The sequence below is a fragment of the Eubacterium sp. 1001713B170207_170306_E7 genome, from assembly GCF_015547515.1.
Taxonomy (GTDB): domain Bacteria; phylum Bacillota; class Clostridia; order Eubacteriales; family Eubacteriaceae; genus Eubacterium.
In genome coordinates, this window is the sequence record NZ_JADMVE010000010.1 from 123,910 (window position 1) to 136,779 (window position 12,870).

General features: G+C 48.4%; 10 protein-coding genes. All 10 read left to right on the plus strand.

The window, feature by feature from the left end:
• The 10 genes from I2B62_RS19005 (at window position 1) to htpG (ending at window position 12,156) form a co-directional block, all read left to right on the plus strand.
• Window positions 1-1,506: a glutamate synthase-related protein gene (locus I2B62_RS19005; protein ID WP_195270606.1), complete on the plus strand. Its 1,506-nt coding sequence runs from the start codon at window positions 1-3 to the stop codon at window positions 1,504-1,506.
• 196 nt (window positions 1,507-1,702) lie between these two features.
• Window positions 1,703-2,161 carry a 4Fe-4S dicluster domain-containing protein gene (locus I2B62_RS19010; RefSeq protein WP_195270607.1) on the plus strand — a complete coding sequence of 153 codons (459 nt, stop codon included), beginning with the start codon at window positions 1,703-1,705 and terminating at the stop codon, window positions 2,159-2,161.
• A complete protein-coding gene (locus tag I2B62_RS19015) occupies window positions 2,154-3,392 on the plus strand; it encodes an FAD-dependent oxidoreductase (RefSeq protein ID WP_195270608.1) in 1,239 nt (412 codons plus the stop codon). The genes I2B62_RS19010 and I2B62_RS19015 overlap by 8 nt, the downstream gene beginning before the upstream one ends.
• An 11-nt stretch (window positions 3,393-3,403) precedes the next feature.
• Window positions 3,404-4,126, plus strand: a complete 723-nt coding sequence (locus tag I2B62_RS19020) for a glutamate synthase (RefSeq protein WP_195270609.1) — start codon at window positions 3,404-3,406, stop codon at window positions 4,124-4,126.
• Between the two features lie 13 nt (window positions 4,127-4,139).
• Entirely contained in the window at window positions 4,140-5,438 is a 1,299-nt protein-coding gene (locus I2B62_RS19025; protein ID WP_195270610.1) for a glutamine synthetase family protein, read from the plus strand.
• Between the two features lie 40 nt (window positions 5,439-5,478).
• On the plus strand, window positions 5,479-6,048 hold the full coding sequence (locus tag I2B62_RS19030; RefSeq protein ID WP_195270611.1) for an ANTAR domain-containing protein: 570 nt from the start codon (window positions 5,479-5,481) through the stop codon (window positions 6,046-6,048).
• A gap of 83 nt (window positions 6,049-6,131) precedes the next feature.
• Window positions 6,132-6,731: a rubrerythrin gene (rbr, locus tag I2B62_RS19035; RefSeq protein WP_013382441.1), complete on the plus strand. Its 600-nt coding sequence runs from the start codon at window positions 6,132-6,134 to the stop codon at window positions 6,729-6,731.
• A gap of 117 nt (window positions 6,732-6,848) precedes the next feature.
• The gene (locus I2B62_RS19040) at window positions 6,849-7,505 is read left to right on the plus strand and encodes a transaldolase family protein (protein ID WP_195270612.1); all 657 of its coding nucleotides are present in this window, start codon (window positions 6,849-6,851) and stop codon (window positions 7,503-7,505) included.
• A gap of 128 nt (window positions 7,506-7,633) precedes the next feature.
• Window positions 7,634-9,538 carry a GDSL-type esterase/lipase family protein gene (locus I2B62_RS19045; protein ID WP_195270613.1) on the plus strand — a complete coding sequence of 635 codons (1,905 nt, stop codon included), beginning with the start codon at window positions 7,634-7,636 and terminating at the stop codon, window positions 9,536-9,538.
• A gap of 707 nt (window positions 9,539-10,245) precedes the next feature.
• Window positions 10,246-12,156 (plus strand): molecular chaperone HtpG, encoded by a 1,911-nt coding sequence (htpG, locus tag I2B62_RS19050; RefSeq protein ID WP_195270614.1) that lies wholly within the window; start codon window positions 10,246-10,248, stop codon window positions 12,154-12,156.
• Window positions 12,157-12,870 lie beyond the last annotated feature (714 nt).

Consider the following 12,870-nt stretch of genomic DNA (forward strand, 5'->3'; position numbering starts at 1 on the left):
ATGGGAATCAACTATATTTATCCGCAATATGAAATTGTCAGAAATCCAGACCGCTGCATCAAATGCCGTGTCTGTGAGCGGCAGTGCTCCAATGAGGTGCACCGCTATGATGCCGAGCTGGATATTATGAGAGCAGATGAAACTGGCTGTGTGGACTGCCAGCGCTGTGTGAGCATGTGTCCTACCCGTGCGCTCAAGATTGTCAAGACCGATAACCAGTTCAAGGAAAATAATAACTGGAAGCAAAGCACCATCGAGGAGGTTTACCGTCAGGCAGGAAGCGGCGGCGTTCTGCTGTCCTCCATGGGGAACCCCAACGAATACCCGGTATACTGGGATAAAATGCTGATCAACGCAAGCCAGGTAACCAACCCATCCATTGATCCTCTGCGTGAGCCCATGGAGACTAAGGTGTTCCTGGGTAAAAAGCCCGGTCAGCTGGAAATGGATAAAGAGGGAAACATCATTTCCGAGATTCCACCGCAGATTGAACTGGAGCTGCCTGTGATGTTTTCGGCCATGTCTTACGGCTCCATCAGCGAAAATGCCCACAAGTCCCTTGCCCGGGCAGCCACCGAGCTTGGAACCTGCTACAATACTGGCGAGGGCGGGTTGAATAAGGGCCTGTACCAGTACGGCCCCAACACCATCGTTCAGGTGGCCTCCGGACGTTTTGGCGTGCATGAGGATTATCTGATGGCTGGCGCCGCCATTGAAATCAAAATGGGACAGGGCGCAAAGCCCGGGATTGGCGGTCATCTGCCCGGTAAAAAAATCGGGGAAAAGGTGTCAAAAACACGTATGATTCCAGAGGGAGCGGACGCGATCTCGCCGGCCCCGCATCATGATATTTATTCCATAGAGGATCTGCGTCAGCTGATCTTTTCGCTAAAGGAAGCCACCGGCTATACCAAACCGGTGATTGTCAAAATCGCCGCAGTCCACAATGTGGCCGCCATTGCGTCGGGCATTGCGCGTTCCGGCGCGGACATTATCGCGATTGACGGCTTTCGGGGCGGCACCGGGGCAGCGCCGACCCGTATCCGGGATAACGTCGGGATTCCCGTTGAGCTGGCGCTGGCGTCAGTGGACCAGCGCCTGAGAGACGAACAGATCCGCAATGATATTTCCATCGTAGTCGGCGGCAGTATCCGCAGCTCTGCCGATGTTGTCAAGGCCATTGCCCTCGGCGCAGACGCCTGCTATATCGGCACAGCCGCGCTGCTGGCACTGGGGTGTCATCTGTGCCGCCACTGCCAGAGCGGACGCTGCAACTGGGGGATTGCCACCCAGCGTGAGGAGCTTGTAAAACGCCTGAATCCGGAAATCGGGGCAGAGCGCCTTACCAATCTTATGCGTGCCTGGAACCACGAAATCCAGGAAATGATGGGTGGTATGGGAATCAACTCCATTGAGTCCCTCAAGGGAAACCGTCTGATGCTGCGCGGTATCGGCCTGTCCGATAAAGAGCTGGAAATATTAGGCATAAAGCATGCGGGGGAATGACGCCGAGTCCAATTTCTGGAAGAAATTGGCAGCGAGTGAAAAGCGAACCGGCAGGTGAGCGGACGAGCGCATGAGGCTAACGTCTTGTTTGAAAAAGCCTTCCGAAAAAAAACAAGGCTTTTTCGAATAAAGACGCGTTCGTGAGAAGCGATAAACAAAGGTTATATTGTAAACAAAACCGAGGAGATAATGAACGATGAAACGAGTATATGTTAATGAAGAATGGTGCCTGGGCTGTCACCTGTGCGAATATCAGTGTGCTTTTGCAAACTCAGGCGAGGAGGATATGTTTAAGGCCTTTAACAGAAAAGAAAAGCCGCTGCCGCGTATCCGCGTTGAGGACGGCGTAGAGAACGGAGAGGAAATTCATTTCGCGGTTTCCTGCCGCCACTGCAAAACGCCCTACTGCGTCAAAGGCTGCATTACCGGCGCTCTGTCGATAGGGGAAGACGGCGTGATTAAAATCGACGATACACGCTGTGTGGGCTGCCGTACCTGTATTGCCATGTGCCCTTATGGCTGTCTGGTGGTCGGTCATCATAAAACCATGCTGAAATGTGAGCTGTGCACAGAAAACGGCGGCGAGCCCGCCTGTGTTAAAAACTGTCCAAACCGTGCCATTGTTTTTGAAGAAAGAGGTGCTGTCAGTGAATAAGACAAAGTATTTGATCATTGGAAATTCTGCCGGAGCCATCGGCGGCGTTGCCGGTATCCGAAAGAGCGACCCGGAAGGCAGCATCACGATTGTCAGTGCGGAAAAATACCACACCTACTCAAGGCCGCTGATCTCCTACTGGCTGGAGGGAAAGGTATCCCAGGAAAAAATGATTTACCGGGACGAAGATTTTTATGAAAAGAATGCCTGTGAGGTAATTTTTGACACCGCCGCAGAAAGCATTGATCCGGAAAAGAAGCAGGTGCATCTGGCGGGCGGCGGGGTTATCGCCTATGAAAAGCTTCTGACCGCCACGGGATCGGTTCCTTTTGTGCCGCCCATCAAAGGAAAGGAAACCGCTAAAAATACCTTTACCTTTACGACTCTGGACGACGCGGCCAGTGTGAGTGAGATTTTAGATGAAAACTCGAGAATCGTCATTTTGGGAGCGGGACTTATTGGCCTGAAGGCAGCCGAAGCGGTTGTAAAGCAGTGCGCGGGTGTGACGGTGGTGGATCTGGCGGACCGGGTGCTGCCCAGCGTTCTGGACACAGAAAGCGCTGAAGTTATCAGAGAGCACCTGATCAACCAGGGGGTGGCTTTAAAGCTGGAAACCAGTATTTCTGAAATCGGTGATATGGAGGTCACCCTGAGCGACGGCGGGCTTCTGCCCTATGATATTCTTATTCTGGCAGTGGGAACAAGGCCCGCGGTGTCTCTGGTCGAACAGGCTGGCGGTAGGGTGGAACGTGGGATTGTGACAGATACCGGCCAGCAGACCAGCTTAAAGGATATTTACGCAGCCGGAGACTGTACTCAGAGCTATGATATTACCGCCCAGACCGCTAAAAACATGGCGATTCTGCCAAATGCCTACCTGCAGGGTGAGGTGGCAGGACAGAACATGGCCGGCGGCAGCGCCGTGTACGAAAAGGCCTTTCCGGTAAATTCCATGGGGCTGCTGGGACTGTACATGATGACTGCAGGCAGCTATATTGGCGAAGCCATAACGGTAAAAAACAGCGAAAGCTACAAGAAATTCTATGTCAAGGACGGCGTCTTAAAAGGCTATATCATTATCGGGAATTGCGCCCGCGCGGGTATTTACACCGACATGATCCGCGAACAGATTCCGCTTAAAACCGTAGATATGGAAATGCTGGTAAAGGAACCCGGGCTCATGGCTTTTAAACCCGGGGAATGCTACGCAAAGCTCAGCGCAGAGCATTAGGAGGAATAAGGATGATCATTGAAGCAGGAAGAAAATACTATACAGAGCTCAACCGTGAGGTAAAGGCAGCAGAGGACCGAGAGGTCACCATTAAAGGGGTTCTGGGCCAGCGCTATATCGGTACAGGGGTTAAAAACAAGGACATTACGGTTTACGGCACACCGGGCAACGCCATGGGGGCTTACCTCAGCGGCACAAACATCACGGTTTACGGCAACGTGCAGGATGCTGTTGGCGATACGATGGATAACGGCGATATTGTGGTTTACGGCAGCGGCGGGGATACCCTGGGCTATGGAATGCGCGGCGGCAGCATCTATATCCGCGGCAACGGGGGCTACCGTGTGGGCATTCATATGAAAGCCTATATGGAGCACCAGCCCGTGGTGGTGATCGGCGGTAAGGCCGGTTCCTTTTTGGGGGAATATCAAGCCGGCGGGACCATTGTGGTACTGGGCTTGGGTGTGGACAATGTTTTTCCGGCAGGCGGCTACTGTGGAACCGGCATGCACGGTGGCGCGATGTATATCCGCAGTGATGTACCGCCGACAGGACTGGCGCCACAGGTGGTGGCAGAGCGGTGCGCCTCTGAAATGCTGGAACCGGCCATGACTTATATTGAAAACTATTGTAATTATTTTGATGCTGATATTGAGGAGATTCTTGGAAAGCCCTTTTATAAATTGACACCAGGTGCCAACAATCCTTATAATGATCTATATACAGCCTACTAAAGGAGAATAGAAAATGAACCTTGGTAAAAAAACACTCGATACCATCAGCTATATCGAAGAAAATGATATTAAATTTATCCGGATGCAGTTCTGTGACATCTATGGGCAGAGCAAGAATATCGCCATCTCCAACGAGCAGATTGAGCGCGCCATCCTCTACGGCGTGCCGTTTGACGCCAACTCTGTGGCCGGCTATCTGGACGCGGATCATTCTGACCTGATCCTGCACCCGGATTTGTCCACACTTCAAATTCTGCCCTGGCGGCCACAGCAGGGTAAGGTTGCCAGAATACTCTGCGATGTGAAGTATCCGGACGGCACAAATTTTGAGGGCGACAGCCGTTATATCTTAAAAGAGCAGATGAAAAAGGCCGATAAGCTGGGCTACCGTTTTAACGTAGGCGCAGAATGTGAGTTTTTCCTGTTCCGCCTGGGTGAAAACGGAGAGCCGACCAGAGAACCGGTTGACAGCGCCGGCTATTTTGACCTGGCGCCCTTTGACCGGGGCGAAAACACCCGGCGTGAGATTATTCTGACGCTGGAGGAAATGGGCTTTGAGATCGAGAGCTCCCACCATGAATCGGCCCGGGGACAACATGAGATTGACTTTAAATACAGCGGCGCGCTGGAATCCGCGGATAATATTATGACCTTTAAGACAGTGGTCAAGACCATTGCCCAGCGCAACGGCCTGCACGCCACCTTTATGCCAAAGCCCCTCAACGGGCAGCCGGGCAGCGGCATGCATATCAATATATCGCTCATGAAGGACAATGAAAATATCTTTAACAGCGCTCTCGGCGGTCTGACCGATGAAGCCAGGTGGTTTGCCGCCGGCGTGCTCAGCCATATCCGCGGGATCAGCGCTGTTTCCAATCCGCTGGTCAATTCCTACAAGCGCCTGATGGACGGCTACGAAGCGCCGCAGACAGTCAGCTGGGGCTACGGCGCCCGCTCGCCGCTTATCCGTATTCCGGCCGCTGTGGGCGATTACTGCCGTATGGAGCTCAGAAGCCCGGATCCATCCTGCAATCCCTATCTGACCTTTGCCCTGATCCTGGCGGCCGGCCTTGAGGGGATTGAAAAGAAGCTGCCCTTAATGGAACCCCTTGGCGATGAGCCAGCAGAGCTTGAAAAGCTGCCCATGACATTGAGGGAGGCGCTGGAGGAAATGAAAAGAGACACGCTGGTGACAGAAGTCCTCGGTGAAAAAACAGCACAAAAATACATTCAGCTCAAAAGCTGGGAGTGGAGACAATACATCGGAATGGTCCACGAATGGGAAATTGACCGTTATTTTTCAACCTTCTGATTTAGGAAAATAAAATCCTGAAGGAAGGGGGGATGAAATAATGAGTAATGTGTTGTTGGTATGCAAGCAGAATGAGATTACAAAGGCATTGACGGAGATACTGCGGGGCATGGATTTTGGCATGATTGACGCAGTCCCCTCCGGCAGTGAAGGCCGGAGACGCCTGCAGGAAATTGAGTATGATATGGTCATTATCAATACCCCCCTGGGCGATGAGTTTGGAATCGAGCTGGCCCTTGACACCATGGAGAAGTACCTGATCGGCGTCGTGCTCATCGTGAAAAATGAGCTGGTGGACCATGTGGAGGCCAAACTGGCGGACACAACGGCCTTCGTGGTGTCTAAGCCCATCAACCGCCAGCTTCTGACCCAGAACATCAAGTTTGTACTGAACTCAAAGGTCAAGCTGCAGCGCCTTAAGGAACAGAATGAAAAGCTGCAAAAGAAAATGGACGATATCAAGATGATTTACCGGGCCAAGCTGTGCCTGATGGGATACCTTGATATGACTGAGGAACAGGCTCACCGCTATATCCAGAAGCAGGCCATGGATATGCGGATATCGCCCCGTCAGGTTGCAGAGAACCTTATCCGGACCTACGAGCGTTAAAAAGATTTTAAAACCTGTTTATTCCTCTGAAATAAGTGTATAAATACTAAAAGAACGTCTTGTTTCAAGGAGGAATAAACAAAATGGGTAAATTAAAAGGAACGAAAACACTGGAAAATCTGATGAAGGCCTTTGCAGGTGAAAGCCAGGCACGCAACCGTTATACTTTTTTTGCGTCAAAAGCTAAAAAGGAAGGGTATATTCAAATTCAGAACATTTTCCTGGAAACAGCAGCCAACGAAAAAGAACACGCGGAAATGTTCTATAAATATATCGTGGAAAACGAAGGTCTGGATGGCGAAGCCATGATGGTAGGCTTTACCGCGGAATATCCGGTCAGCCTGAGCGACGACACCCGTACCAATCTGATCAACGCCGCTGCCGGTGAGCGTGAGGAATGGAGCGACCTGTACAATAATTTTGGAAAAACAGCGGAAGAAGAAGGCTTTAAAGATATTGCGGCTACCTTCAAATATATTGTAGAGGTTGAAAAGGCTCACGAAGCCCGTTATTTAAAATTAGCCGAAAACATTGAAAAGGAACGCGTATTCAAACGCTCAGAATCCGTCAAATGGAAATGCGGCAACTGCGGCTATATCAGCGAAGGCAAGGAAGCACCAAAGGTATGCCCGGCCTGCAAGCACGGCAGAGAATACTTTGAGTTATTTGTTGAAGCTTATTAAAAATTACCTGGGACAAACCAAGCTCCGGAGATCAGGAAACTGACTCCGGAGCTTTTTGAAATTTTTTAAGACAGTTTTGTTATAATCGTTGCACAGAATAAAGGGAGGAACAAAAAAATGTTTTTAGATACAGCCAATATTGAAGAAATAAAAAAAGCCATGAAAACCGGTGTTTTTAAAGGGGTTACCACCAATCCAACCATTCTTCTTAACGAGCGGACCCCCAGAGAGGAAAAGATAAAGGAAATTCTGGAAGCGGGCGTGCCCTTTATCTACGTACAGACTGTTGGAGAAACTATAGAGCAGCGTCTGGAGGACTGTGAGGCGATTCTGGACCTTGACAGCAAAGGCCGTATCGGGCTTAAGATCCCCATGGATATTGCCGGCCTGGAGGTGGTGAAGCAGATACGCGAAAAATATCCGGACTGTAAGATTCTGGGAACAGCGGTTTACTCGGCCGATCAGGGCATATTTGCCGCGCTGGCAGGCTGCAGCTGTATCGCCCCCTATATTAACCGCATGTCCAACAACGATCTGGACCCCTACAAGGCCGTGGCCATCATCCGCGATTTTATCGATGAGCGGCAGCTGAGCTGCGAAATTTTAGGCGCGAGCTTTAAAAATACCAATCAGGTGATACAAACCCTGGCTTCCGGGGCGCACTCGGTCACCATCCCCTATAATATCTTTGAAAAGATGATGAATAAGGAGCTGGCGATTTCAGCCATTGAGACCTTTAACAAGCATGGTGAGATGCTCAAAGAAAAATATTAATCCGATTTTGCAGCGCCGCAAAGGCGCTGCTTTTTATTTAAGCGGTCAGACACGCTATTTAGGCGGTGGAGCGTCGCGGGCTTCCGCTCCTGTGCTATAATGTAAAAAACATTTACAGGAGAGGAAAAATGAAAATCAAAAAAGTTTTGGCGGGATTGACGGCAGCGGTGTTTTTTATGGCAGGCCCTGTGGGGGCTGCGGGAATCGGCCAGGCCCTCGCGGCAACAGCGCCAGCCGGCGGCCAGATTACGAGCTATAAATGCGGTACGCCGGAAAACCAGCCGGTAACCTTTTTAGTGTTGAATGAAAACGAAGCACAACTGGGGGACGGCAGGGGACCAGCCGTTGATGAAGCGGTCACGGGGACGGTTTTTATCCCAAAAGCGGTGACTGATTACGGCGATTTCGAGGAAGTTAAGGTTTATAATGTAACCGGTATTGGAGATTATGCCTTTAACGGGTGCAGCGGACTTGAAAAAATACAGATCGAGGGAGAAGTTGCCCTTTCAGCCCATGCCTTTGACGGACTGCCTGAAACCACAAGCATCGAAACCAACAGCCGTGAAACCAAGAGAGCGTTGCTGGGCTGCGGAATTGATCCCGGCCATGTGCGCTATACTGGAGTGCGGACAAACTATGTGGCTTTCGGCGACAGCATTGCCGCCGGGTACGCGCTGCCAGGATATGAGCACGGTACACCAAATGACGACCGCTTTCCGACACCCGAGGGCGCCTTTGTCAACATGCTGGGTGAAACCCTGGAAAGCCAGGATGGCCCGGCCCTTGTCTCAAATCAGGCCGTATCCGGCTGGACCAGCGAACAGCTGCTGGAAGCGCTGCAAAGCGGGCAATACAGTGAGCTGCTGAGACATGCCGATGTGGTGACCGTGACCATTGGGTCAAACGACTTGCTGGGACCTTTTATCAAAATTGTAGAGCAGGCCATTAATGATAATTTCAGCGCAAAGGTCAGTGAACTGGAAAACCTCTCTGCTGAGGCGGCCGAAGCCCCGGGCAGTGACGCTCAGCTGAGGGAAAAGCAGGACAGCCTGGTCACAGAGATTGCCAATACACTCAGACAGCTGAATAAAACACTGAAGGATAACCCGGAGCTGCTGGCAGGCTGTGAGAATTTTAAAGACAACTTGCAGCCAGCTGTTTTAAGCGCGTTGCATGAGCAGGCTCCAGGGGCGGAAATTTACTGGAATACGCTGTACAATCCCTTTTACGGCGAGACGCTTAACCTAAGCCAGCTTTTTCCAAACCTTGCGGAGAAATTCCCACTCATCTTCAGACAATTTGAATCCATTGACCTGAGCGGTTACGGCGCTTACTATATTGAGCAAATGAATCAGGCCTTTCTCCAAAATACAGAAGGCTATCACAGTGTCGATATCTATGAAGCCTTTAACGAGCCCGACCTGACCAATGTGGAAATCAAGAATACAGAGGGAAAGCTGAGCCTGAACTTTGATCCCCACCCCAATGCAGCGGGACACCAGTTGATCGCGGAGCGGTACACCTCTACCATCCGGGATACCTATACCTCAACCGATCCGGAGCCGGACCTTTCATCCCAAAAGGCCATCACCGGATTTAGGCTTGGCGAAAATGCCGGCAGCATTGATGAAACAGCCCATAGGATCCTTGTAAGGGTTCCCTGGAATACAGATCTGACCCGGCAGACTGCCGTGTTTGAGGCCAGCGCGGGCGCAGAGGTGCGCGTCGGCGGAGCCGTGCAGACAAGCGGCGAGAGTGTCAATGACTTTACCAGGCCTTTGAGCTATGTGGTTATCGCTGAGGATTTAAGCCGCCAGACCTATGAGGTGACCGTGGAGGGGGAAAATCCAGCGGCAGCTCCGGACGCAGAGGCTGGCAGCTTCAATCGGCATGTGCCAGACAGTACGGCGGCATCGGTGGCGACAGGGCTGAGCGGTGGCCAGAATGGCGTGGCTGTTTTATCCGTGATCTTCGTCGTGCTGGCCGGAGGCATCGTATGTGTACAGTACGCAAGAGGCCGTGGAAAAAAATAACAATAGCAGAACGAGCGCCATTTACAGTGTGGATGGCGCTTGTTTTCGTTTTTAAGGATTTATTGATGATAATGATTTTATTTGGTTGAACAATAATAGAAAAAAAGGATATAATTTTATATATAAATGATTAAATAGTAAACAATCTATCGATTGACATTGACAGAGAGAATGATGAAAAAATATATTGGCCAGAGCATCTGCCTTTTTGTAATGGCCGTATTTTTTTAGCGGGCTGCGGACATAAGGAACAGACCATTGCGAAGGCAGCCTTTGAAACGCCCCAGTACGAATGGGGAACCGTATCAAACCGGACCATCACCATTTGGGGAGACGACACAGATCTTAAACGGCCTTATCTCAAAACGGCCTTTGAGCGATACCAGGAAATAACGGGGAATACCCTTGAGATACGGCCGCTTTCAAAACAGGAAATGTCCGAGGAGGTACCAAAGGCTTTTCAGTCTGATGCCGCAAAAAAGCCGGATATTCTGATGAGCTATGGCGGCATTAAGCTTTTATAAAGGGAGGGATAACGGCCAAAGGGGCTGAGGACAGGGAAAGCAGCGGAAAACTAAAATTGTCATTAAAATTATGTAAATTTTTATTCAAAAGATCTTGATTTTTTCACCAGAATGATCTATAGTATTGCTAGCACTCGAACATAACGAGTGCTAACAATACCGAAATGAAAGTGAGTGGAGATTATGGCTAAAAAGCAATTCCAGGCAGAATCCAAACGCCTGCTGGATTTAATGATTCATTCGATTTATACAAACAAAGAGATTTTCTTAAGAGAGATTATCTCAAATGCAAGCGATGCGATTGACAAGCGTTACTTTAAAAATATGTCTGAGGGAGGCAGCGGGCTCTCAAGGGAAGACTACGTGATTCACATCATCCCGGATAAGGAAGCAGGCACGCTGACCATTACCGATAACGGAATCGGGATGACCCAGGAAGAGCTGGAAGAAAATCTTGGTATTATCGCCAACAGCGGCTCTCTGGAATTCAAGTCTGAGCACGAAGCCCAGGAAGATATTGATATCATCGGCCAGTTTGGTGTCGGCTTTTATTCTGCCTTTATGGTCAGCAAGGATATTAAGGTCCGCACAAGGGCAGATGGCAGCGACGTGGCCTATGAATGGGAATCTGAAGGCGCGGAAGGCTACACCATTGAAGAATGCGATAAGGAAGCGGTCGGTACTGAAATTATCCTGACGCTCATGGACGATACAGAAGATGAAAAATACAGTCAGTATCTGGAAGAATACCGCCTCAGAGAGCTCATCAAGCGTTATTCAGACTATATCCGCTACCCCATTAAAATGGAAGTGGAAAAGAGCACTTTGGTAGAGGCCTCCGAGGAAGAGAAAGCCAAGGAAGATTACGAGCCGCAGTACGATACCTATCTGGAGGAAGAAACCCTCAACAGCATGGTACCCCTGTGGAAAAAAAATAAAAGCGAAGTTACCGATGAGGATTACAACAATTTCTACAAGGAAAAATATTATGACTATACCGATCCGGCCAAAGTCATTGCGACCCATGTAGAGGGCGTGTGCACCTATGACGCCCTGCTGTTTATTCCGTCTAACGTGCCCTACAATTACTTCTCAAAGGAATTTAAAAAAGGTCTGCAGCTTTATTCTAGCGGTGTGCTGATTATGGATAAATGTGAAGACCTGCTGCCGGATTACTTTGGCTTTGTCCGGGGCCTGGTCGATTCTCAGGATCTGTCCCTGAACATTTCAAGAGAAATGCTTCAGCAGGACCGTCAGGTTAAAGCCATTGCCCAGCGTATTGAAAAGAAAATCACTTCTGAACTTATGGACATGCAGAAAAAAGACCGGGAAAAATACGATGCGTTCTACAAGAACTTCGGCCTGCCGCTCAAATTCGGCATGTATGAAAACTACGGTATGAACGCTGACAAGCTCAAGGATCTGGTCATGTTCTACAGCTCCAGCGAAAAGAAATCCGTCACCTTTGCAGAATATGTCGGCAGAATGAAGGAAGATCAGAAATATATTTACTACGCCTGCGGTGATTCCATCGAAAAAATTGGAAAGATGCCGCAGATCGAGCTGCTCTTAGATCAGGGTTATGAAGTGCTCTACTGTACCGACGACGTGGATGAATTTGCCCTTAAGAGCCTTATGAAATACGACGAAAAAGAATTCCGTTCCGCTTCTGATGATGACCTGGGCATTGAACAGTCCGAAGAAGCTAAAAAAGAATCTGAAGCTAAGAACGAAGAAAACAAAGATTTGATGACAGCCATCAAAGAAGCCCTTGACGGCAAGGTGAACGCGGTTAAGCTGTCCACAAGACTGAAAAGCCATCCGGTTTGCTTCTCGACAGAGGGGATCTCACTGGAAATGGAAAAAGTCTTAAATGCCCAGCCCATGGGCGGTGATGTCAAAGCCGACAAGGTCCTTGAAATCAACGGAAGCCATCCGGTATTTGATGCCATGAAAAAAGCTTATGATGACAAGAACAATGATAAGCTCAAGAAATACGCCAACCTGCTCTACGATCAGGCCATGCTCATTGAAGGGATGACCATCGAAGACCCGGTAGAGTTTGCAAAATCGATTTGTGAGCTGATGGTATAAGGCCAAACAGAAAAACCTGCTTTTTGAACAAGAAAGCAGGCTTTTTTATTTGCCTTAAATCGAAAATCAAAAGAAAAATTTTAAGCTTTAGAATAAATTAAATAATATTAACAAGAGTGATTTTTAAAGCTGTTTAAAGAAACTATATATTTTTTTCTTTATCAATAAATAGAAAAAACCATAATAACAGCGGAAATTCCCGTGGCCTTTACCCTGCCAGACGTAAATTTGAGTTAAAAAAAACAGTTGAAAACATTAACAATAAAATTAAAAAAATATTTTTTGTAAAACTAAAAAATATAATAGTTTGACAGAAATTATATTTTATGGATTAGTGAGAAATAAAAGACTAAAATAAAAGTCTAAAACAATTATCCTATATTATAAAAGAATGAGTTTTTTCGATAAAAATTTTTAAAATAAAATCATCCGCAAAAGTTTATTTCATTTGAGAATCTAAAATCCGATTTTCTCAGAAATAAGAAAATAAATTGGTAAAAAAATCGTAAAAACAGCTATATGGTAATTATTTTAGGAAAATCAGCGGGTTTTGCTTCGAATATAAATTGGCATGTATTTTGCGTTAGTATAGTGGTATAAGTTATGCGCATTAACTAGAAATCAATTTCAAGAGGAGAAGGGTTATGTTAAAAGGTAATTTATTCAACACATTTTATTCAAAGGATGATATCGAACTGATTCATGAAAGTGTTC